Below are 22,744 nucleotides of genomic sequence, written 5' to 3'. Positions count from 1 at the left end.
AGCCTTTACGGGCTTCCCGGATTGAGTGGCCGCCAGACGGCTGCCGTAAAGCTTGTTTTCAGCCGGTCCCAGAGCGATACGAGCCCGTTAGGCTCAAGGACCAGAAACAGGATGATAAAGATGCCGACCACAATGCGCTGCGTCATATCCAGGACGCCGGAATCAAACACATCACCGAGGATGAACGCGCCTGCCCGCGACAGGACCAGCGGGAACACGACAATCAGCGCCGCCCCGAAAAACGCTCCGCGGATCGATGCGAGACCACCGATGATGATGATGAACAATATCTGGAAAGACCGGTCGAGATTGAAGCCCGCCGGTTCCACCGTACGCAGATAGGCAAAAGCCCAGAGCACACCGGCAACGCCGATGATGAAGGAGGACACTGCAAAAGCGAGCAGCTTTGTCCGCAAAACGGGCACACCGATGATACGCGCCGCCGTCTCATTATCTCTTACAGCGATGAAATTACGCCCGGTCTGCGACGACACCAGACGATGGGCAAGAAAAGTGACAACGGCCACAATTGTCAACGCGAAGAGATAGCGTCCAACTGGTCCCTCGAACGGGATGCCCCCAATGGACAGCGCCGGAGCATCAATGACCCCGGAGGCCGAATTATTGGAGAACCATCCGAACTTGGTCAGCGCCCATTGCACGAAGAACTGCGCCGCGAGCGTGGAAACGGCGAGATAGAAGCCGCGCAAGCGCAGGCTTGGCAGACCGAAAACAACGCCAAACGCCGCTGCAGCCAGTCCTGCAAAAACGATGCTGACAAGTAAAGGCAATCCGTCAATTCGCAGATTGAAATTATAAGCCGCGAAAGCGCCCACCGCCATGAACGCGGCCGAGCCAAGTGAAACCTGGCCTGCATAGCCAGTCAGAAGATTGAGACCAACGCCGGCGAGACTCAAGGCCAGAAACGGCAGAAGAATAGCCTCAAAGAGATAGCTCGTGCCGATAAAGGGAATGATGAGATAGGCTATCACCAACACCACAAGTGGAGCAGCATAACGCGGCAGTGTGATGTGACGGGAATGACTGACGGCTATAGTGGACATGGTCATACCCTTTCCACAAGCTTCTGACCAAACAGGCCAGACGGACGGATGAGGAGGAATGCGAGCGCCACCACATAGGCAAACCAGCTCTCAATGCCGCCGCCGAAATATTCGCCGATATAAACCTCGGCAAGCTTCTCCGACGCACCGACCAACAATCCACCGACAATCGCGCCGAGGATGGAATCGAAGCCCCCGAGCACCAGAACCGGCAAGGCTTTCAACACGACCAGCGATAGCGAGAATTGCACGCCGAGACGCGCGCCCCATAAGAGGCCAGCAACCAACGCGACCAGACCTGCGGCAGCCCAGACACTGGCCCATATCCACGGCAGCCTCAACCCAACGGCAAGGGCGGCAAACTGATCATCAGCGACCGCACGAAAGCCCAGACCGATCCGCGTATAGCGGAAGAATACAGACAGCAGCGCCACCATGCCCGCCGCAACAACGGCGGCAAAAATATCGAACTGACTGATGAAGATGCCACCGACATCGAAGGGCACATCTTCGATCCCGAGATCAAGAGCATGAACCTGCGTGCCCCATAGAAGCTGGGCTGCGCCCTCTATGATATAGGATAGGCCGAGCGTCGCCATGAAGAGGGTGATCGGCGGCTTGTTGGTCAGTGGCCGCAATACACTACGTTCAATGGCGATCCCGATGATCACCATGGCTGCAAATGTAATGGCGAAGGCAGCCCAGAACGGCACGCCCCGCTCCGTGAGGCTTACAAAAGTCAGGGCAGCAAAAAGCAATAACGCCCCTTGCGAGAAGTTCAGCACGCCTGATGTTTTGTAGATAAGCACAAAGCCGATTGCGACGAGGGAATACATCACGCCCGACAAGAGCCCGCCGATTAGCACTTCCGTGAAGAACATCCAATCAAAATCACCCATCAGATGCCCTCCCCATCTTCATTTTCCGGCGCCACACCGAGATAGGCATCAATGACACGCTGATCAGACAAAATGTCCTGTGGCGTGCCATCGGCAATCTTGCGCCCGTAATCCAACACCGCGATACGATCAGAAAGGCCCATCACCACGCCGATATCGTGCTCAATCAGAACAACCGTGATGTCGTATTCGTCCCGTGCCAGCCGAACATAATCGGCAAGCTCGTTCTTCTCGGTGGCGGTCATGCCCGCCATCGGTTCATCAAGGAGGAGAATGCGCGGTGCAGCCGCCAAAGCACGGGCAAGTTCTACCCGCTTTTGCAGACCATAGGGCAGAGTGCCCGCCAACCGGTCAGCATAGTGCGACAGATGCAGAAAATCGATGACGCGGCTTGCGCGTTCGCGGGCATCCGCCTGTGCACGGCGGGCCTGCGGCAACCCGACAATCTGGCTCAGAAAATTCGAACGGTTTGCAAAAGCCCGCCCCGCCGCGACATTGTCGAGAACGCTCAGGCCCTTGAAAAGGGCAAGGTTTTGAAAGGTACGCGCAACACCGAGATGCGCCAGCTTCTGCGTCGGCACCGGATCATAGCTCTTGCCACCAATAGCGACCTGACCATGACTTGGCCGATAAACGCCGGAAATCACATTGATGAGCGAACTTTTACCGGCACCATTCGGCCCGATAATCGCACGAATTTCTCCATGCTGGACACCAAGGTCTACATCCTGCAAGGCAACGACGCCACCGAACGACAGACCAATGCTGCGCAAGTCAAGCGCCAAATCGGACTGCGGGCGCGTAGCAGGGATCTCGGTTGCTGCCTGCTGGTGCGCAGCCGTTTCCGCATCAAAATCTGCGATCAGGAAATGCAATGCCGACATTGTTCGTTCCGTGTTTACTCGAATTCAATAGGGGCATTCCGGTAGTCGAATGGACACAACAATCCGTTCGCAAACACGATTGTGTCCGCGTCGGGCTGGAGCGGCGATCAACGCCGCTCCCTAAATCTGCTGCTTTATTCGGCGGCTAGCGCCGCATTGTCTTCCGCTTCTTCCAGCTCGCGCACCAGCGGGATAACATGCTTGCCAAAATATTCGACCTCTTCCTGAAAATGCAGGAAGCCAAGCAGAATAAGATCGGCGCCAGCCCGCTTCAGCTTGACGACACGTTCCGCCACCTGCTGCGGCGTGCCGATGAGGTTGGAACGGAAGCCATCATTGTACTGTACAAGATCGTCGAAGCTGGACTTCGCCCAGTTGCCCTCGCCTTCCGGTGAGGATTTGCCTGCATTCTTCACTTCGTGACCAAAGGCATTGACCGCTTCGGGATTGGCCTTCTCAATGATCTCGGCCAAAACGGCCTTCGCCTCTTCTTCCGTGTCGCGTACAATGGCAAAGGCGTTCACGCCAACGCGAACCGAATGATTATTTTCTCTTGCCTTGGTCTGGATATCGTCAACCTGCTTGGCGATTTCCTCCGGGGTATTGCCATTGGTGAAATACCAATCGGACACACGCGATGCCATGTCGCGCGCCGCGCGCGACGAACCACCCTGAAAGATTTCAGGCTGCGGATCGAGTGGCTTGGGCTTCAGGGAATAGTTGTTGAAGCGATAGAAATCGCCATGGAACGTGTAGCTTTCCTCGGTCCAGATGCCCCGCAGCGCGCGGATGAATTCTTCCGAACGGCGATAGCGCTCGTCATGATCATACCAAGGCTCACCAATGGCATGGAATTCGCCACGGAACCAGCCGCTGACAATATTGACTGCTACACGGCCATTGGTGAGATGATTAATCGTGGCAATCTGCTTTGCGGCAAGCGCCGGGTTCCAAGGCCCAGGCAGAATGGCGGCGATCACCTTCAGCGTTTTGGTGGATTCGAGAAGGGCATGGCTGAACGACACCGATTCATGCTGGAACTCTGCACCGTAACCCGCCGTGAAACGGATCTGGCTCAGCGCATATTCAAAACCGTTCGCCTCAGCGATCTGCGCGAGCTTGCGGTTATAGTCAATCGTCCAGCTGGTGCGCTGTTCAATATTCGAGATGACGAGGCCGCCAGAAACATTCGGGACCCAATAGGCGAATTTCACGGGATTTTTGCTGTGTTCTGTCATGGCTCAACTCCTTAGGTAATCATCAATTGGTCGTGGCTTCGTCGGATATGATGCGAAAAGCCCGCTCGCCGACACCAGCGGTCGCATCGATACGGGAAATGGCGGGCAAAAGATCGAACAGCTCCAAAACGGCGCGCTCGATACGCGCCTCAACGGCTGGATTGGACAAGGTATATTCCGTGAAGTCCGCTTCCACTGCATAGACCGTCGTTGGAATGGTAACCGCGCCGAAAAAACCGAATAGTGGGCGAAACTGGTGTTCGAGCATGAGGCCATGCAAGGCCGAGCCGCCCGTCGCGGCAAGAACAACGCGCCTTCCTTGCAAGGCGCGGAAATCAACAAGATCGAAGAGATGTTTCAGCGCGCCGGTATAGGACGCACGATAGACGGGCGAACCAACCACGAGGACATCCGCCGCTTCTACGGCATCGACAATGGCTCGACCGGCCGCATCCAGTTGGTCGGCGCGCAGCGCCCGGAACAGAACCGGTGCGGCATCGACCAGATCGATCCTGTCAATCTCAACATCAGCGCTGCGCGCGATGCCCGCGAGAATTGAATCGACTAGCCGCGCCGTGCGTGACGGTCGCTTGACGCTGCCATAGATGCCTAAAACCTTCATAGAACCACTCCTTGTAGAGCATATTGTCTATGGTTTTAGTAAAGTATCAAAGGCAGCCATTCCAAAGTCTGGGGCTTCATTGGAAAGGAATCCCTGTGTGAGGGAGGATGAATAACGACGGAATTATATCCAAAGCTTTAGCTGGTCAAAAAGCAGCCTTATCTCTGAACGCAACTATGCTGCGATTTCGGTTCTGTCGCAGACATTTTACTCCTGTCAGGTTATGTCCCAGTCTGTGTCTGTCATTGATTGAGGCGAAAGCGGACGACGGTCGATTTCAAAGTGGCTTATTTTCCCAAAAGCGTCATCCTGCATGCCGTCTTCCTTTACGTGCACTACCCCGTCTCCTATCGCGAGCTTCAGGAAATTGTGGCTGAGCGGGACACAACAGTCGATCATGCGACTTTGAACCGATGGGTTGTTCGCTACTATCCTCAGATCGCCGCACAAGCCCAGATACACAAACGACCCACGCCCAGGTCCTGGCGCGTTGACGAGACTCGGAGTAATTGATCGTCAGCGCTCTCCCGCCGCTACTATGGCCACGTTAAACACAGGAGAGCAAAATAGAACCGCTTTTTGTTGGTCTGAACGTATCAAAGGAAGAGACAGCGATCTGTGTTCGAACGCAAAGCGGAACGGTCAAGTCTGCGTATAAGAAGCCGACAGACCCCGACACCGCATATACACTGTCTTGAGGAGCGGGACAAACAGATTGCGAACAGCCGAGAAGATCGAAATAAAGTGTTGGAGGCTTCTTGGTGATCGGAAACCTTGCATCGTCCTTTCCCGCTTTCGCAGCTCGATTGTTGAGCCCTTGTGCGACCGGCGCTCGATTGCCGGCATCACTTTCCGCCGGGCTGCTCCATAGGATCGCAGCTTGTCTGTAATCATGCGCTTTGGCGCGACGTACTGTTTCTTCAATAGGCGTATCAGCAATCGCTTGACGGCCTTGGTGCTGCGGCGGTTCTGGACTATCTCATGAAGGACGTATCCGTCCTGATCGACGGCTTGCCAAAGCCAATATTTCTTACCAGCGATGCTGACGACGACTTCATCCAGATGCCAGATATGGTTTGGGCCGGGACGCTTCCTTTGGAGCCGACGGGCATAGTCCGGGCCGAATTTCAGTCCTCATCGACGGATGGTCTCATACGAAACGACAATACCACGCTTCAGCAGCATTTCCTCGACCACGCGCAGGCTCATCGGACAGCGAAAGTAGAGCCACACCGCCTAGGTGATGATCTTGGCGGAAAACGGTAGCGTTTGTAGCAGATGGGCAAGCTCTTCATACGCCTGCATCTATCCCAGCGGGTCCCAACAAGCTGTTACCGTGACAACACTGACCCAGCATCCTAGCATAGGAGCAGCTCTCATATGGAAATGACGGGTTACCTACGCTTGCAAATGGCCACAGTCGTACCTGCGTTTTCGAACAGAACGCCGAGGTTTTCCGGAACCGATCAGAGACCAACCAACGTCATATAGGCTTACACCGAAGTGTTGCTTTGCAGTCAGATCTTTGCCTTCCGCTGCCGCCAAGCGTGGAGCTTCTCGGGGTAGTCCGTTTGTATCAATGAGACCCCGCCTTCTACAAGAACTCCCCAGATTTCGTCAGGATATTCAACGGCTATACTATCTTTAAAGCCGCAGCATTCCACGATATCGAGCGTATTGACCCACACCGCAATACCCAGGCGTTCAAATTGCTCACGACGACTTGTTATGGTCTCCAGCTGGTCAAACTTGGTTTCGCAAACAGGCACCTGAAGTCCCGCCAATATACCAAGAAGATCGTCGGCATTGTGTTCTTCAAAATAGATCTTTGGCATGACCAAAAGGCAATGTTCATCGCGCAGCATTTGGAGATGAATCGCATCTTGTTCATTCGTGACATCAGTTTTTATCGCTGCCTGGCTGCTCATTCCGGCCTCGGAAATCGCTTCTGCCACCGCCGCGAGATTGCGACCATGCTTGACATCCACATCTAGATAGATCCGCCCACGAACAGCCTCCAGAAGCTCTTCGAAACGCGGCAGAACAGCATCGCTGAAGCCGATGCTGTCCTTTCCCTCTCCCATGCCATGGCGCAAACGCCGCCCGACAATCTCGGAAATTGGTAGTTCCTGGGCTGTGGCCGAGTGTCCCGTCATGCGCGCAAGATCGTCGTCATGCAAAAGAAAAAGATGCCCATCAGCGGAAAGCTGGACATCGATCTCTCCGATTTCGCACCCCATATCAGCAGCTGCGAGAAGCCCGGGAATGGAGTTTTCCGCCTGCTGTCGCCAAGCACCACGATGCGCAACGATTGCGGGAGGCTGCTTCAAATCTCTTAGAAATTCAATATAGGGTTTCATGCTTTGCCTTCGCAAGAGAACAGATTTCACAGTCGATCCGCTTGCCAGAAATTGCATCGAAGAGATGAAGGGCGTCGGCTGGAAGCTCGACAGACAATGTTTCGCCACTTACAGGGCGCTGATTGAGCACAGCTGAAATTTGTAGCCGCTGCCCGTCAGAATGGCTGGTGACGAGGACATAATGTCCGCCAAGATCCTCCACATAATCTACCCTAACAGGGATACCGTCGGCTTTTATCCGGATTGCTTCCGGGCGAATGCCAAGTGCCGTCGCGCCCGGTTCTCTTGTGGTTTCGGCCAAACCGATCCCATCTAAGATGATCCGTCCCTCGGTGATATCCGCATTAAGAAGGTTCATCGGCGGCATTCCAATGAATTCGGCAACAAAGCGTGTAGCGGGGCGGCGATAGATTACATCGGGCGTATCGTATTGTTCGATTTTACCTTTGTTGAGGATCATGATCCGATCCGCGAGTGTCATAGCCTCAACCTGATCATGGGTCACGAAGATGCTGGTTGCTCCGATACGGCGGTGCAACTGGGCAAGTTCCATGCGTGTGCCATGGCGCAATTGCGCATCAAGGTTGGAGAGTGGTTCATCAAATAACAGCACTGAAGGCTCCCGAACGATTGCACGAGCGATCGCGACACGCTGGCGCTGACCACCGGAAAGCTCTCCCGGTCGCCGGTGGAGATAATCATCCAGCGCCACCGCGCGGGCAGCATCGGTGGTCCGTGCTACACGTTCTTTTTTGCCAACACCGGCGATCTTGAGCGCATAACCTATATTCTCAGCCACCGTCATATGCGGATAGAGCGCATAGTTCTGAAACACCATTGCGAGATTTCGTTCTTTAGGTGGCAAGTCTTGAACCGCACGAGCGTCCATCAGGATGCGGCCGCCGCTGACATGCTCCAACCCGGCAATCATGTTGAGAAGTGTCGACTTTCCACAACCTGAGGGGCCGAGAATAACCGTAAATGCGCCAGCCTCGAAACGAGCATTCATTTCCTGGATGACATGGGTATCGCCATAGAATTTGTTTACTGCATCCAAACGGATTTCTGCGCTCATTTTACTTCTCCGTCAGAGTCAGCCCGCGAACGATAAAGCGTTGCAAGAAGGCAATCATGACTAAAGGCAAGATGGATACGGCCAGTGTGCCGGCCATGATCAATGGAAAATCAGGAACATCGCCGCTTGAAGCATTATTGAGCTTGGCAAGGCCAACGACAGCGGTCTGCATTTCGGATGTTGACGAGGCAAGAAGTGGCCATAGATACATGGTCCAGCCGCCGAGGAACATCAAAATGAAGAGCGCTATTAGGTTGGTGCGAGCAAGAGGCAGCGCAATATCTAACATAAAGCGGAACCAGCCCGCTCCATCCATCTGCGCTGCCTTAACGATATCAGATGGAATAGTGCGAAAGAACTGTCGCATAAGGAAAACACCGGTGCCGGTGGCAAGCGCTGGCAGTATCAAACCCGCATAGGTATCGAGTAGGTTTATTTCCAGTGTCGCTGGAGCTCCAAACACTCGTTCGATCAGTTCATTCAGCCCCGACACATTCAAAAAAGCATTGAGCGGCAAGGCGATATTGGCAACAATCTGGTAGGTTGTGACAATTCGCAGATCCAGCGGCAGCATGATACTGGCCATGATTATACCGAACAAGATCGGCGCGTACCGCACCCGGAAGAACACCAGCCCGAAAGCTGCCAGAAAAGCGAACAAACATTTCAGCCCAGCCACAGCCAGCGCGACGATAAAGCTGTTGAACAACTGGCCAGAAAGTTTGGTGGTCGTAAAGACGCGACCAATATTGTCCAACAGAGCGCTACCAGGAACCAACGAAACACCATTACGAACGAAATCTTCGTAGCTCACACTTGCTGTCAGTATCGTTAGGACCAACGGGCCCAGAATGAAGAGCATTCCTGCGGCAAGCACTGTGTTTGCAACATGATCGATGCCCTTCGTGTTTTCAACGATATCACCGTTCATAGCGCACTCTCTTTTCAAGAATGAAGAATTGGAATGCCGCAAGACAAACGACAAACGCCATGAGGATAGTGGATTGCGTCGCAGCTCCAGACAGATCAAAACCCAGAAATCCATCCTGGTAGATCTTGTAGACAAGCAGCCTTGTTGCTCCGCCTGGTCCGCCTTGGGTCATTGTATCAATAAGACTGAAAGCGGAAACGACGGATTCAGTGAATTCCAGCACGAATGTCAGAAACAGCTGTGGTGCCAGCATTGGCAATTGCACATCCCAAATGCGCCGCCAAGGCGAAGCACCATCGATGGCAGCAGCTTGCATCATGCTACGCGGTACGGCTTGAAGACCAGCCAGCAAGATAACAAAATTGAAAGGAATTCCATTCCACACATGCGCAACCAGAAGCATGATGAATGCATCCGTTCCGTTCACGCCAGGGTTCCATAGGCCAGGGAATACGGCATTGATCGGCGAGAAAACACCGACAAATGGATTGAAGATAAAGGCAAAGACGACGCCGATAGAAGCCCCAGCGATCCCCTTCGGCCAGATCAGGATATTTCGTGCGGATACCGAAAGCCTCACCTTGCGGTCCGCCGCAAGCGCAAGAATGAGAGGCACGATAATCGCCAGACTAGAGCCGAAGAGCATAAAGACCAGTGTCCTTACGGACGCATCCCAGAAAATCGGGTCAGAGAGTACCCGCACGTAATTCTGCAAGCCGACAAATTCCGCATCGCCCCCGAAAGGTTGCTCCAACGTGAACGACCACCAGAAAGACAGATAGACGGGGATGTAAAAAAACATCACGACGATGATAAGCATTGGCAAGGTAAGCCAGAAGGGCATCCATCGGCTTGAAAATGATGGAAACATGGGTTTTCTCTTCAAAGAAAATCTAACGCGCTATATGAGAGACCTGTTAGCCCCGATGACGGAATGAGAGAGATCATGGCAGCTTGGCGTTTTTGTAGGTCTGCGCAAAACGGCGTAACAACGCGTCACCCCGCAACTTGGCATTATCGAGCGTAGCCTGTGCCGTTTGCTGACCAGCAAAGGCCTTGTCCAATTCTTCTTTGAAAATGTCGCGGAACTGTAGGCTGAAACCGAGGCGCAGACCGCGGCTGTTATCATTCTGTGGCATGCCGAGCGACTCGGTGCCGACCCGCGAAGACGCGAATAGCGCATCATTCCACATGCCCGCGTCCTGCGTGATTTTCTGGACATCTTTGGTAACTGGCAGATAGCCGGTAGAACGCGTAAAGGCGATCTGCTGGTCAGGCTGACGCAGAAAATTCAGAAACTCCTTTGCCGCAGTAATCTCCGCTTCGTTATGACCCTTCATGATCCAGATAGAGGCACCACCAACCAGCGTATTGTAACGCTTGTAACCGTCATAGACAGGCACCATGCCAACGATGAGTTTGTCACCGAGTGCCGTGTAGGAGGCACCATAACCCCCGGTAGAATTCTCCGTCATCGCGCATTCACCAGAATTGAAGGCATCCGAAAACTTGCCTGCTCTAGTATCACGCTCCAGTTTGAGGATGCCTTCCTTCTGCCATTCGACAATATTGGCAATGTGCTTCGCAATAACGCCCTTGTTGAAGACATATTCAGTATCGAGACCTTCATAGCCATTTGCGCGGCTGGCAATCGGTTCACCATGACGGGCCGCAACTTGTTCCAGTACTCGCCAGGGATGAGCATCAGTTACATAAGGGCACGCAATGCCGACTGCCTTAAGCTTTCTTGCATCCTCGGCTAGTTCTTCATAGGTTTGCGGAAGTGTGTCGATGCCTGCTTGTGCGAGCATTTTTTTGTTGCCGAAGAGAATAAGCGTCGACGAATTATAGGGCTGTGAATAAAGATCACCTTTGGAAGTTTCGTAGAAAGAGCGCGCGCCCTCGAGATAGTTACTCCAGTCCACATCAGGCATGGCTTCAACTACTGGCAGAACGGCACCAGAGAGCATGAGGTCCAGCGTTCCCGCATCGGGAAAAGCCAGAAGAACCGGATGTTGTTTTGCACGGACAGCAGCAATCATCTTTTGCGAGGCGACCGTATATTCGCCCTGGCTTACACATTTAACATGATGATTGGACTGGCTTTCATTAAACGCCTTGCAGGCAGATTCAATGGCCGTCTCCGCGACACCCGTCACCCCATGCCAGAACTCGATTTCTGCGGCATTCGCTTGCGGCGATATCAGCGCTGCCGAAATCATTGCAGATGCAAAAATGGCTTTCATCAGAATATCCTCTCTGGATACACGTGGCGGTAGGCCGTTTCCGCTTGCTGGCCACCGCGGCAATATGTACACTTTGTGCGTAATTCTGATGTACACTTTGTGTGTATATATTTTGTGACGGCGGAAAAGCGCGATGACATATGACCCCTTCGATCACATAGCTGACCGCTTCCTGCGTGAAGGCCGTAACCGCTGTGTTGCCTCACGCAACGAACGAGACTTGCTGCGTCTGATATGGGACAATCCAGGCATCACACGCTCTGCCCTGACCGAACCCTTTGGTCTCACTCAGCAATCGCTTCACCGCATTGTTGAGAAACTACATGACCGTGGCATGGTCGTCTTTACGGAGGGCGGCATTGGTCGCTCGGGCCCACGCAGCCCCGGCCTGGCTCCCAATCGAGATTGGTGTCTGACGGTCGGCATTTCGGTCAATGTCGGCTCGATCAGTGTCGCATTAATGGGTTTCAGTGGTTTGCTTGAAATATGTGAGCTTCCCGAACAAGGCGTGGATCTCGACACGGATATCACGTTGATCGAGGCAACCGTGGACGAAATGCTGGCCAAACGGCGAGTCTCACGCCTTGATATACTCGGAATTGGCCTTGCCGTTGCTGGATATCGTATGTCGGGCTCTCAGTTCAATCCGCCTCAACCGCTTTACAGATGGGCTTTGACCGACCTTGCGCCTCTTATAAGCAAACGGCTTCGACACCCTGTCTGGGTGGATAACAGCGCCAATATGGCAGGTCTTGCAGAGGCGGTATCCGGCGTTGGGCGCAATATGAAGAACTTTGCCTATATTGCGCATAATTACGGTTACGGCGGTGCGTTGATAGTCGATGGCCGACTTTTTCGCGGCGGCTTTGGTAATGCTGGTGAACTATCGGCCATGTTCACACTTGAGGAAAGCAATAGCCGACCCGCTCTGCACCTCCTCCTACAAGCCATGCGCCTGCAAGGTCGGCCAGAGCTCACACTTGGCGAACTGGTACGGACCATCACCCCTGACTGGACAGGACTTAGTGAGTGGATCGAAAGAGTAACGCCTGCCCATAATCGAGCAATCAACGCGCTTTGTGCTGTTTTTGATCCGGAAATGATTGTTCTTGGAGGCGAACTGCCGCACACCCTCGCCCGCATGTTGATTGAGAGGACACTCTTCAACAATATGCCACGGCACGGCGTGCCGCGCTCCAATCCTCGTCTGGTCGTTGCCGAAGTAACGGAGGCTCCAAGCGCTCTCGGTGCGGCCCTTCTTCCACTTCTGGAAACAGTATTGTGAGAGAAAAGCGGCCATCAAAGATTCTGTTTGCCATTCGGGCCAGTTATTACGAAAGAATACGGATATCGCGTTTTTCTATAGACCTTTGCCGAGCCGTGGCTCAAGTTCCCGCGAATGGAACATTCGAGCACGCGCTGTGTTCTGCTCCGTCTGAAGCCTAAATATCTCTAATACAGAAGAGTGACGATAGGGGTGAGCTATTATTCTGTATTGTGCCGACTAGCCTGCCTTTGCTTCTAATGCACAGCATTGTTTATGCGCACGGCCTCAAACGAACCGGTGACACGAATTCTGATGAAGATGCCAATCTATTCACTTCGTCACCTTTATCGGATACTTTTGATTGATGGAGTTGTTAGGAGATGCAGCTGCAATCAAGGCTTGAGAGCGTGGAACAGCTCCAGTAACCCAGCTTTCAATGCAGCGACATCATCGTCTTCCGCGCGCAATGCAATCTCGTTCATTGCCCCGTTGAGCAGCACAGCCAGTGCTGTGGGGCCAGACGAGAAGCGGATGGCACCTTCGCTGATAGCCTCCTCCACGCCGATCCTTAGAAGATCAAAAGAAAGCTCGCGATCAAGCGCTTCCCACTGCTCTCGCCCGAGTACACCTGGTGCATCGACAACGAGTATACGGCGGTTTTCCGGTTGAACCATAAAATCGATCCACGCCATCGAGCCCTTTTCCAACGCCTCAATAGAATTGACCACATCCTTCGTTGCGATTTGGATCGCCTCTGCCGCCCCGGCAGCAAGGTCGCGGCATACAGCTTCAAACAAGTCGGCCTTATCGCGATAATGATGATAGAGTGCGCCGCGTGTTACTCCCGCCTCCGCTATAATCGCATCCGTGCTGGTCATGGCATAGCCATTGCGGGCAAATAAGCTCCGCGCAGCTGCAACCAATCGCCCTTTTGTTTGGATGGTACGCAGTTCGTTTTTGCTCATAATCGCCCTTCTTTAGGAGATTGACAGACAGTCTGTATGTTTATAGGCTCAAATAACATACAGATAATCTGTTTGTTTAAATCTGGCAAGGAGTCCGATCATGCGATTTTCCGATCGCTACCCGATAATTGTTACCGCCAAAAAAGACGAAGCTCGCGACTTCTGGCTTAAGTATCTACAGTTTGACGTGACTTTTGATAGTCAATGGTTTTGCCTGCTTGTAGCAGAGAACGGCAGTGCTTCGATTGCCTTCATGACACCAGATCATCCTTCGTCACCACCTGGCCCCGAAAGCTTCACCGGAACTGGCCTGTGCTTCGAGATGGAGGTTGCCGACGCAACGGCCGCTCACGCTGAACTTATAGCCAGGGGACTACCCGTTACTTACCCGCTCACTAATGAGCCGTTCGGCCAACGCCGTTTTGGATTTGAAGACCCGTCGGGCCTATGGATCGATGTTGTCGAACAGACCGAACCGCAAGCCGGTTTCTGGGACAAATACATGATGTGACCGGCGGGGTGCCACAATACTAATATATAGCGCGGTCCGCTTTATACGATGACATCGCCCCACCCGGAGTGAGCCCTGGCCTCAGCGAAAGCTTCGCGGCAATTACGGCGCGATATGCGGCTAGCCAATGAACGATTGACGAAACCATTATCGTCAGCCCAGACACGCACGCGATCCAAGGGGTGAACACGAAAAGCCTTGGACAGTGCTCAATATACAGAAGGAGCCGAAACCGACCCCTCCTGTAATCCTGTATGGAGCAACTTTGCTTATTTCCCAGCCGCCTGTGCAGCATAGACATAACTGTCATAGGTATATTCGGCAACGCGGAACCACTCGAAGCCCTCGTCACGGAATTTCTTCCAGCTCGGATAGATCTTCGCCCAGGCCGGGTTTTTCTCATTATACTCGGCATAGAGATCGAAAGTGACCTTGTAAGCCGCATCCAGCACATCGCGCGGGAGAGGCTTCAACTGCACACCCTTCGAAACCAGCGAGCGAATTGCAGCAGTATTTTTGACGTCATAGAGCGAAATCATGTTCTGCGTCGCGGCCTGAGCGGCGGTGTTCAGCGCCACTTTGTAAGCTTCCGGCAGGCTTTCATATTGCTGCTTGTTAACGAAGAAATGCACCGAAGCGCCGCCCTCCCAGAAGGCCGGATAGTAGTAATAGGGTGCGATCTGGTAGAAGCCGAGCTTTTCATCATCATAGGGACCGACCCATTCGGCCGCATCAATGGTTCCGCGCTCCAGCGACGGATAGATGTCGCCGCCCGGAAGCTGCTGCGGCACGACGCCAAGGCGAGACATGACCTCGCCGGCAACGCCGGCAATGCGCATTTTCAGACCTTTCAGGTCTTCGAGGCTCTTGATTTCCTTGCGATACCAGCCGCCCATCTGCGCAGCAGTGTTGCCTCCGACGATGCCGACAACGCCGTAATCGGACAGGAATTCATTATAAAGTTCATTGCCGCCGCCATGATAGAGCCATGCATTTTGCAGGCGCGTATTCATGCCGAAGGGGATGGCCGTGCCGATCGCGAAAGCCGGGTTCTTGCCCGTGAAATAATAGCCGCATGTATGCGCAATTTCGACCGTATTGGCCTGCACTGCGTCGATTGCCTGCGGACCGGGCACCAGTTCGCCTGCCTGAAACACCTGAATCTGGAACTTGCCATCCGTCATCTTCGACAAGGCGTTGGCCATGTAGACAGCGCCGCCATAGATCGTGTCGAGATTGTTCGGAAAACCCGATGTCAGACGCCAGCGCAAGGTTGGCAGTTCATCCGCAATGGCTGGCGTAGCAAGTGCCGCGCCGCTTGTTGCGGCTGCGGCACCAATGGCGGCGCCCTTGGTCAGAAATGTACGGCGATTCAATTCCTGTTTCATGTCTTCCTCCTCTAAGACGATTGATCATAAATGACCCGCGCAGTGACTGGTCTCCCCTATCCTCACTGCGCAGGCTTTTCCGGTTGTCCGAAACTTGGCGGCGACGACCCGAACGATGGCGCGGGCAGCGGATCCGTGGACGGTGAAGGCGCACCGAAGGGGGCGGGCGCATTGCCGAACGGGTTGCCGCCGCCCGCATCTGGCATGGGAACATTAATCTGGATCGTAGACGGGTCAGCCACCGGGTGGCTCGACTTATAATGGGTAACGATCCCCGGAAAGGCGATAATGATGGCGACCATGACCAGCTGGATCAGCAGGAACGGGATCGACCCCATATAGATCTGGCCGGACGTGACTGGCTGTATCGTGGCGCCCGTCACCTTGTCCTTATAGGCGCGCGACGGCGCCACTGAGCGCAAATAGAACAGCGAAAACCCGAACGGCGGATGCATGAACGATGTCTGCATGTTCATGGCCAGCATGACACCGAACCAGACGAGATCGATGCCGAGAGCGTCGGCCACCGGCGCCAGAAGCGGGATGATGATGAAGGCCAGCTCGAAATAATCGAGAAAGAAGGCCAGCACGAAGACGAGAAGATTGGCGACGATCAGAAAGCCTACTTCACCACCCGGAATGGACGTCATCAGATGCTCGACCCAGACGTGGCCGTTAACGCCATAGAAGGTGAGCGAGAAGACGCGCGCGCCCAACAGAATGAAGATGACGAAGGACGAAAGCTTCGCCGTGGCGTAAAGCGCCGAGGTCAGCATCTTGATGTTCAGGCGGCCGTTGATGATGGCCAGCAACAAGGCGCCAACCGCGCCCATCGCGCCGCCTTCCGTAGGCGTGGCGACGCCAATGAAGATGGTGCCCAGCACGAGGAAGATCAGCACCAGCGGCGGAATAAGCGAAACCACCACGCGCTGCGCCAGCTTCCAACCCTTCAAGGTGCGGGCGTGTGGCGGCAGAGCCGGAACGGTTTCCGGCCGCAGGATCGACATACCGATGATGAAGGCGCAATAGACGCCAACCAGCATCAGACCCGGCACCAGCGCGCCCTTATACATGTCGCCGACAGACCGGCCGAGCTGGTCGGCCAGAACGATCAGAACCAGGCTTGGCGGAATGATCTGCGCCAATGTGCCGGATGCGGCAATCGTGCCGCTCGCCACCTTGCGATCATAGCCGTAGCGCAGCATGATCGGCAAAGAAATGAGCCCCATCGAAATCACCGAAGCGGCAACCACACCGGTGGTGGCGGCCAGAAGCGCGCCGACGATAATCACCGCGAAGGCCAGACCGCCGCGCACGGGGCCGAACAGCTGCCCGATCGTGTCGAGCAGATCTTCCGCCATGCCGCTTCGTTCCAATATCAACCCCATGAAGGTGAAGAAGGGGATCGCTAGCAGCGTTTCGTTCGACATCTGCCCGAATATGCGGTCGGGAATAGCGCCGAACAGGTTGACCGGGAGAAGCCCCATTTCGATGCCGACAAAGCCGAAGGCAAAGCCGACGAAAGCCAGTGCAAAAGCCACCGGATAGCCGAGCAACAGCACAACGACCAGCGACAGAAACATGAGTGGCGCAAGATTTTCTGCGAAGAAAGCAACCATATCCATCCCCCTCAGAGCGCTTGCGCTTCAGCATCTTCGGTGGCGACGGCATCGGGTATCCGCCCCTGAAGAATGGCAATGCGCTTGATCAGTTCGGACAGGCCCTGCAAGGCGAGCAATCCGAAGCCGATGGGGATGAGTAACCAGACCGGCCAGAGCACCAGCCCGCCAGTATTGTTCGAGGTTTCACCGCTCGCGATCTTCGCTTCCACGATAGGCCAGGAGAGATAGATCGTGATGAAGCAGAAGGGCAACAGGAAGAAGATTGTGCCGAAAATCTCCACCAGCAGCTGCGTGCGCCGCGAGTAACGGCTGTAAAGCAGATCGACTTTCACATGTTCGCTGTGCAGCAGCGTATAGCCCGCCGCGATCAGGAAAACAGCCGAGAACAGATACCACTGCGCTTCCAACCATGCGTTGGAACTGAGATTGAAAAGCTTGCGCGAAACCGCATTGATGGCGCTGATCAGCACCGCCACGAGTATCAACCAGGATACTGCTTTTCCAATGAAATCATTGGCCGCGTCGATAGCGCGCGACAACGCCAGCAAAACCGACATTGCTCCTCCCCTCCTTGTTCGGCCTCCTCAAGCCGTTTTCTTGAAGGATAGGTGCGGGGAAACTCACCCGCAAGCAGACGATAGTCGCAAGCGGCACACGCTACCCACTAGTGGGTAATCAAGGGGCGATTCACCGCCGAAATGTCCAGAACATGGTCTATTTTACTGTCCATCTATACTGAGTCTATTTTCGATGGCATAGCGCGTAAGGCCGGCGGTGCTGGCAATACCGAGTTTCTTTTTAATATTCTTGCGGTGAGTCTCGACCGTTGCTTCCGATATACCCAGTATCGAAGCAATTTCACGATTGCTGCTGCCTTCGGCAACCAGAACCAGAACGTCGTTTTCCCGCGAAGACAGGCCTTCCGCCTTCTTCTCGGCATTATCGAGAAGTGCTTCCGAAACGCCGGACGAAAAATAAGTTCCACCTGACGCGACAGCATGGATGGCAGCGACGATTTCACTCGTCGAAACATCCTTCAGCACATAGCCCGAAGCGCCCCGCATGATTGATGTCGAAATATATTCGCGACTGTCATGCATGGAGAGCATCAAAATACGCGTAGCCGGCAATTGTCGCTTGAACAGCTCGATGGCGTCGATGCCATTGAGCAGCGGCATATTGATATCCATCAGCACGACATCTGGCTTGACCGTCTGGGCCGTTTCCAGTGCCAGACGTGCATTCGAAGCAGCGCCCGCGATTTCAATATCGTCATAGGTTTCAAGCACCGCGCGCAATCCGTCGAGTACCAGAGGATGGTTGTCGACCAGCAATACGCGTATCTTGCATTCTTTCGTCATGCGACTTCCGGGTTGAATAGTGGAGGCTTCAACATTGGCGGCTTCGTCATCGGTCTTTCGACTGCCGAAAGCGGCAGGCGCGCGGTCAACTGCGTACCATCACTGCCGGTTTCCACCAAGAGCACACCGCCGAAATGTGCCATGCGTTCCTGCATATTTCGCAGGCCAAGCCCCGATGTTGCACCTTTCAGATCGTGCCCGGCAAAACCATTTCCATTGTCGGTCACCGTCATCGTTACACGCGCGTTCGCATCCCAAAGACGTACCTTCACCACGCTGGCGCCCGAATGGCGCTCGATATTCGTGAGCGCTTCCTGCGCAACCCGGTAAAGCGCCGTGCTCGGCTCGGGTTTCAAATTAACCCGCAATGTGTCGGCTTCAAAACGGGTCTCGATGCCTGTCCGTTCCGCGAAATGCTCGAAAAGCGCTTTCAGCGCCACCGTCATGCCCAGATCGTCAAGAATGCGGGGTCGCAGATCATGCGATAGTCGCCGCACTTCCTTGATTGCGCCGTTCAGCACATCCGAGGCCTTCTCGATAGCTCTCGGCGCTCCGTCGCTGCCCGTATGCACCTGGCGGCTGGCCAGATCGATAGCATAACGCACGCCGACCAGATTCTGCGAAATGCCATCATGCAACTCCCGCGCCAGACGAGCCCGTTCCTCCTCCTGCGTATCGATGATGCGCTGAGCAAGTTCCTTGAGCTTGTTGTCAGCCATGCGCCGCTCGCGCAGGTTCAACAACATGCATGTCGCAAAAACCAGCATGACCGCAGGCACGGCGATGAGGCTAACCACCAGAAATGTGTTGCGGATATTGGCGCGAAAATCGGCGTTGGCTGCCGCTGTCTGGGCATAGACATCATCCAGATAGACGCCGGTTCCGAGCATCCATTTCCATTTGTCGAGCCCGACCGCGAAGGACAGCTTGTCGGCCGTCTCTCCACTCGACGGCTTTTCCCATTTATACTGGTGCAATCCCCCGCCCTGTTTCGCCTTGTCGATCAGATTGGCGATGACATGATCCCCGTCGGGATCGACCAGATTGAGCCAGTTCTGCCCGGGACGAAAGGTTTGGCGCGGATGGACGACATTATTGCCATCGTAATCATAAACGAAGAAATAGCCGTCACGCCCGTAATCGAGTGAGGTGAGAATGCTCGTCACCTTCTGCATGGCAACAGTGTCGTTCGGATCGGCTTCATCATAGATTTTCTGGATTGCAGACAACGCCAGATTGGTGAGGTTCAGAAGTTCGGTCTCCTTCGCCTTCAGCATGTTTTTTTCAAAGGTCGCAATGCTGCTGTGCACGAGATTGGCCGACTGCCACGTGATAAAGGCCGTGACCGTCAGGATAGCAACAATCAAAGGCACAATCGCCAGTGCCAGAATCTGATATCGAAGCGTCACGCCTAGCTCCTCCCAACATCGCTGGACAGCCTTTTAACAGAGGACTTTAAAGCCCTGTCCCCGGTGACGGAAGAGGCGATCTGCAAAGCTGCTTGCGCTCAGCTCGGTATTGTCATCGGCAAGCTTGCAATCGCCAACGTTGAGCAGCACGATGTGAATGCCCTGTCTGCTTTCGGCTAGGAAAAAAGTTGGCCCATACGATCGAAAAGAAGACATAAAACCGACTTTAGTGACCATGATTGCCAGTCAAGAACACGACTGCTTTATCAAAGTCAGACGTGATGCACAAAAAGCTTTTGCGGAATTGATTTGATATACTTGGGATTGGTGATTTTGCCGTCTGGCCGCTTATCGTCCCAGGCGGAAATCATGAATAATATTTTCAATGCGGTATGCTAAAAAATAGAGATATCAATGCAGCACCGGTCTAAAAAAGCACCGGTGCTGCAATGTTATTTCCTAAGTTTTACTGATCGCTGGCGGCTTCCAACGCCCCCTAATCGCGTCAGCTTTGGGCAAATATAGTCGCATGACAGCGTAAAATGGTTCGCCAGGAGTAGGAAGCCAATTCGCTTCCAATTTAGATCCTGGACTTTCGTGCTGTAGATAGAGAACTATTTCCCCACTGTCATTCTTCTGGAGATTACCGAGCATCGCCGAATTAATAAGGTAGCGATCGATAGGGTTTTTGACGAGTAACTGCTTGGCTCTATCATACATGGTTATCGACCAGAATGCATCGACGGGCGGCAATGTTTCCGGCGAGAACGTCAAAGTATAATTACCAGTCTGACCGTTCAGCGGCGTCATCTTCCCGTCGAGGGCGTAAATGACATAAAGAGCTTCCTGTACCGTGTTGCCGTAAATTCCGCCTTGCGCGGCTGCGGCACGAACCATGTACTTGCCCTTCATGAATTCGGGCGTACCGAATAGTTTGGATGAATCGGTCAGGCGGCCGGCTTCCTCGCGAATTTCCTTTTCCGTCGCTACCACCACCTCATTCATCAGGGCCACCGTAGCGGCAGGCGTGTTTGCGCCCGGCCACGTTTCCCCCTGTCGGATGCCGAGACTGGCGAGATTCTCACGCTGCGGCTCATCTCCCGGATATGGTGGGGCGAACTGGAGCAGGAAGGCAGCAAGCGCCCAATAATCCGATACCATCTTTTCGTCGGATATCGGCAGCCAGGCGATTGATGGAAGCGCATCGGGTTTCGGGGTGCCGGCATAAGCAGACAAAACTGCCGCCTTGTAGCCTGCCTGAATCTCCTTCACCTTGTCGAGGTCAGTCGCCGAGAAGAGCTGTGTCCTGACAATGCCGATGGCGAGCATGGTCGGCATTTCGATAACACGCTTGATACCTTTCGGTACATCGCCCTTCCAACCAGGACCCGTGATCAGAAAGTCGCCACCGTCATTACCATCGACCCGCGTACCCGGATAATCGACATTGTTGGTGTAAAGATCGACCAGTTGCAGGGAGTAATACCGATCCTTCGCAATCGACGGCATTGTCACCACAACAGGCTCGGCCCGCAGATCGAAGACAATGAAGGAATATGGCGTGTCCGAGTTCGGCGTAATGATCGCTGTGTCCTCGGGTGTATAGACCCGGGCAATACTGACCATTGTGTTGAAAGGTCCCTTGTACTGGCCACCGCCGGGCTCGAGCGCATACTGGTACATGGTGAGATAATTCTTCACCATCGGATAGGTGTAGATGTAAGCCTCACGGGCTGAGGCCCTGATGTCGTCCTGTGCGAAGGACGGCAATGTTGGCAGTGCCATCAGCGCAGCAGTGCCGGCAAGAAAAGTCCTTCGCTTCATTTCATTTCCTCCGCTAGAGGAAATTTCCAGCTTCCATCCAGAATGTTCGCCTCCGGGCGATACAGGCGAACCATGTAGTTCCATCCCTCAGGTGTCGGCAAACAATTGGCAACCTTGCCGTCGCAACCTCCGAATTGAACCGTCACGCCGCCGTCTGCATCCTTAACCGCGGTGAGATTGTTGACTGTGTAGGCGTTCGACTTATTCTGGCTGAAAAAGCCCTTTGCATCATAGATACTGATTGACCAGAAGCCCTTGATGGGCACATGAGCGACCTTGACGCTATAAACCGTCTTGCCATCATTCTTGGCCACCGTACGGTTCAGATACAGCGCATCTTCCTCCGGATTGCCGCCCCAAGCCATGGCCGAGCCGATGAAATGACGAACCGGATCAACCTTGTCTTTGGCTCCGAACATGCCGCGCGTATCCGGCAGCGCATCGCCCAATTGCAGAATGATGGATCGGGTCTTGTCACGGCTGGCGCTATCCCAATTGGGGATTTCAAACTTGCCGGGGCCGCCCGGCTGTTGAGCCGTGATCTTGTCCTGCAATTCGTGCACTGCCGCCAGGTCTTTGGCATCCTCTGGATTCGCAAGAATGCGGATACCAGGAAAGACATAACGCGTTCCGATCTCTTCACGGGTAAACGTGTAAGTGCCGGGTTTATAATAAACACCGTGGGTATAATGATTCTGATCGAAAACCTGCATAGACATGAAACGCCCGCCAGTCTCAGGCAGTGTCACCGTCACAGGTCCGGCGTCAAGATCGAACACGGCTGACGAATAGAGTGTGTCACGGTTCATGCGGATGATCGCCTGCTTATCCAGCGGCGTCATCTCGCGGTCGTGGCCGAATTTGCCGAAACGACCGGCCGCAACCACTGCTGAAAAATACAGGTCGCTCTCGGCCCGGACGAAATTGTCGCTGTTGACCTGAACCGGCTCGGCCGCCCTTACAGGCAGGGGGGGCATCAACGTTGTTGCGGCCAGGGCCACAATGCCAAATGCCAGGATTCTACCCTTAGGGTTTTTCTGCCACGAGTTACAGCTATCGAAACGCATTTCCAACCTCA

Annotated in this window: 20 protein-coding genes and 2 pseudogenes; 3 read left to right on the top strand and 19 right to left on the bottom strand. The window is 54.2% G+C overall.

From position 1 onward, the window contains the following. Positions 1-5 precede the first annotated feature (5 nt). From ACTJKP_RS18815 to msuE, 5 genes are all read right to left on the bottom strand, one after another. Positions 6-1,064, bottom strand: coding sequence for a branched-chain amino acid ABC transporter permease (locus ACTJKP_RS18815; RefSeq protein WP_440631760.1), 1,059 nt, complete (start codon positions 1,062-1,064; stop codon positions 6-8). 2 nt (positions 1,065-1,066) lie between these two features. After that, a complete protein-coding gene (locus ACTJKP_RS18810) occupies positions 1,067-1,963 on the bottom strand; it encodes a branched-chain amino acid ABC transporter permease (protein WP_440631759.1) in 897 nt (298 codons plus the stop codon). Then, entirely contained in the window at positions 1,963-2,847 is an 885-nt protein-coding gene (locus tag ACTJKP_RS18805) for an ABC transporter ATP-binding protein (protein WP_440631758.1), read from the bottom strand. The genes ACTJKP_RS18810 and ACTJKP_RS18805 overlap by 1 nt, the downstream gene beginning before the upstream one ends. A gap of 134 nt (positions 2,848-2,981) precedes the next feature. Continuing rightward, positions 2,982-4,085 carry a dimethylsulfone monooxygenase SfnG gene (gene sfnG / locus ACTJKP_RS18800; RefSeq protein ID WP_078339988.1) on the bottom strand — a complete coding sequence of 368 codons (1,104 nt, stop codon included), beginning with the start codon at positions 4,083-4,085 and terminating at the stop codon, positions 2,982-2,984. Between the two features lie 22 nt (positions 4,086-4,107). Beyond that, positions 4,108-4,707, bottom strand: coding sequence for an FMN reductase (gene msuE, locus ACTJKP_RS18795; RefSeq protein WP_440631757.1), 600 nt, complete (start codon positions 4,705-4,707; stop codon positions 4,108-4,110). Between the two features lie 249 nt (positions 4,708-4,956). Here msuE and ACTJKP_RS18790 point away from each other — a divergent pair. Continuing rightward, a pseudogene (locus tag ACTJKP_RS18790) lies at positions 4,957-5,208 on the top strand (IS6 family transposase); the annotation flags it as partial. A 201-nt stretch (positions 5,209-5,409) separates the two neighbouring features. Here the strand turns inward: ACTJKP_RS18790 and ACTJKP_RS18785 are convergent. The 6 genes and pseudogenes from ACTJKP_RS18785 to ACTJKP_RS18760 all read right to left on the bottom strand — a co-directional run. Then, positions 5,410-6,002 (bottom strand): annotated as a pseudogene (locus ACTJKP_RS18785) (IS6 family transposase); the annotation flags it as partial. A 222-nt stretch (positions 6,003-6,224) separates the two neighbouring features. Continuing rightward, positions 6,225-7,067 (bottom strand): glycerophosphodiester phosphodiesterase family protein, encoded by an 843-nt coding sequence (locus tag ACTJKP_RS18780; RefSeq protein WP_440631756.1) that lies wholly within the window; start codon positions 7,065-7,067, stop codon positions 6,225-6,227. Further along, entirely contained in the window at positions 7,051-8,142 is a 1,092-nt protein-coding gene (locus tag ACTJKP_RS18775) for an ABC transporter ATP-binding protein (RefSeq protein WP_440631755.1), read from the bottom strand. The genes ACTJKP_RS18780 and ACTJKP_RS18775 overlap by 17 nt, the downstream gene beginning before the upstream one ends. Before the next feature lies 1 nt (position 8,143). Continuing rightward, positions 8,144-9,073, bottom strand: a complete 930-nt coding sequence (locus ACTJKP_RS18770) for a carbohydrate ABC transporter permease (RefSeq protein ID WP_440631754.1) — start codon at positions 9,071-9,073, stop codon at positions 8,144-8,146. Continuing rightward, on the bottom strand, positions 9,063-9,944 hold the full coding sequence (locus ACTJKP_RS18765; protein ID WP_440631753.1) for a carbohydrate ABC transporter permease: 882 nt from the start codon (positions 9,942-9,944) through the stop codon (positions 9,063-9,065). Before ACTJKP_RS18765 ends, ACTJKP_RS18770 begins: the two co-directional genes overlap by 11 nt. A gap of 73 nt (positions 9,945-10,017) precedes the next feature. Further along, on the bottom strand, positions 10,018-11,319 hold the full coding sequence (locus ACTJKP_RS18760; RefSeq protein ID WP_440631752.1) for an extracellular solute-binding protein: 1,302 nt from the start codon (positions 11,317-11,319) through the stop codon (positions 10,018-10,020). 133 nt (positions 11,320-11,452) lie between these two features. Here ACTJKP_RS18760 and ACTJKP_RS18755 point away from each other — a divergent pair, with 133 nt between their 5' ends. Further along, on the top strand, positions 11,453-12,604 hold the full coding sequence (locus ACTJKP_RS18755) for an ROK family transcriptional regulator (protein ID WP_440631751.1): 1,152 nt from the start codon (positions 11,453-11,455) through the stop codon (positions 12,602-12,604). Positions 12,605-12,978: 374 nt separating this feature from the next. On the opposite strand, the gene ACTJKP_RS18750 is transcribed toward ACTJKP_RS18755, so the two are convergent. After that, the gene (locus ACTJKP_RS18750; RefSeq protein WP_078339982.1) at positions 12,979-13,551 is read right to left on the bottom strand and encodes a TetR/AcrR family transcriptional regulator; all 573 of its coding nucleotides are present in this window, start codon (positions 13,549-13,551) and stop codon (positions 12,979-12,981) included. 100 nt (positions 13,552-13,651) lie between these two features. Between ACTJKP_RS18750 and ACTJKP_RS18745 the strand changes: the two genes are divergently transcribed. Further along, positions 13,652-14,062 (top strand): VOC family protein, encoded by a 411-nt coding sequence (locus ACTJKP_RS18745; RefSeq protein ID WP_078339981.1) that lies wholly within the window; start codon positions 13,652-13,654, stop codon positions 14,060-14,062. Positions 14,063-14,331: 269 nt separating this feature from the next. Here ACTJKP_RS18745 and ACTJKP_RS18740 read toward each other — a convergent pair whose 3' ends face one another. From ACTJKP_RS18740 to ACTJKP_RS18710, 7 genes are all read right to left on the bottom strand, one after another. Then, positions 14,332-15,450, bottom strand: coding sequence for a TRAP transporter substrate-binding protein (locus ACTJKP_RS18740; protein ID WP_078339980.1), 1,119 nt, complete (start codon positions 15,448-15,450; stop codon positions 14,332-14,334). Between the two features lie 62 nt (positions 15,451-15,512). Next, a complete protein-coding gene (locus ACTJKP_RS18735; protein ID WP_440631750.1) occupies positions 15,513-17,069 on the bottom strand; it encodes a TRAP transporter large permease in 1,557 nt (518 codons plus the stop codon). 11 nt (positions 17,070-17,080) lie between these two features. Next, positions 17,081-17,629, bottom strand: coding sequence for a TRAP transporter small permease subunit (locus ACTJKP_RS18730; protein ID WP_078339979.1), 549 nt, complete (start codon positions 17,627-17,629; stop codon positions 17,081-17,083). A gap of 162 nt (positions 17,630-17,791) precedes the next feature. After that, positions 17,792-18,433 carry a response regulator transcription factor gene (locus tag ACTJKP_RS18725; protein ID WP_440631749.1) on the bottom strand — a complete coding sequence of 214 codons (642 nt, stop codon included), beginning with the start codon at positions 18,431-18,433 and terminating at the stop codon, positions 17,792-17,794. Continuing rightward, a complete protein-coding gene (locus ACTJKP_RS18720) occupies positions 18,430-19,842 on the bottom strand; it encodes a cache domain-containing protein (RefSeq protein WP_440631748.1) in 1,413 nt (470 codons plus the stop codon). The genes ACTJKP_RS18725 and ACTJKP_RS18720 overlap by 4 nt, the downstream gene beginning before the upstream one ends. Positions 19,843-20,301: 459 nt before the next feature. Beyond that, positions 20,302-21,666 (bottom strand): DUF1254 domain-containing protein, encoded by a 1,365-nt coding sequence (locus ACTJKP_RS18715; RefSeq protein ID WP_280992317.1) that lies wholly within the window; start codon positions 21,664-21,666, stop codon positions 20,302-20,304. Continuing rightward, positions 21,663-22,733 carry a DUF1254 domain-containing protein gene (locus ACTJKP_RS18710; protein WP_440631747.1) on the bottom strand — a complete coding sequence of 357 codons (1,071 nt, stop codon included), beginning with the start codon at positions 22,731-22,733 and terminating at the stop codon, positions 21,663-21,665. The genes ACTJKP_RS18715 and ACTJKP_RS18710 overlap by 4 nt, the downstream gene beginning before the upstream one ends. Positions 22,734-22,744 lie beyond the last annotated feature (11 nt).

Origin of the sequence: Brucella sp. 22210 (assembly GCF_052045675.1) — a bacterium.
Taxonomy (GTDB): domain Bacteria; phylum Pseudomonadota; class Alphaproteobacteria; order Rhizobiales; family Rhizobiaceae; genus Brucella.
The sequence above is the reverse complement of the archived record's forward strand: the minus strand, read 5'-3'. Positions and strand labels throughout refer to the sequence as shown.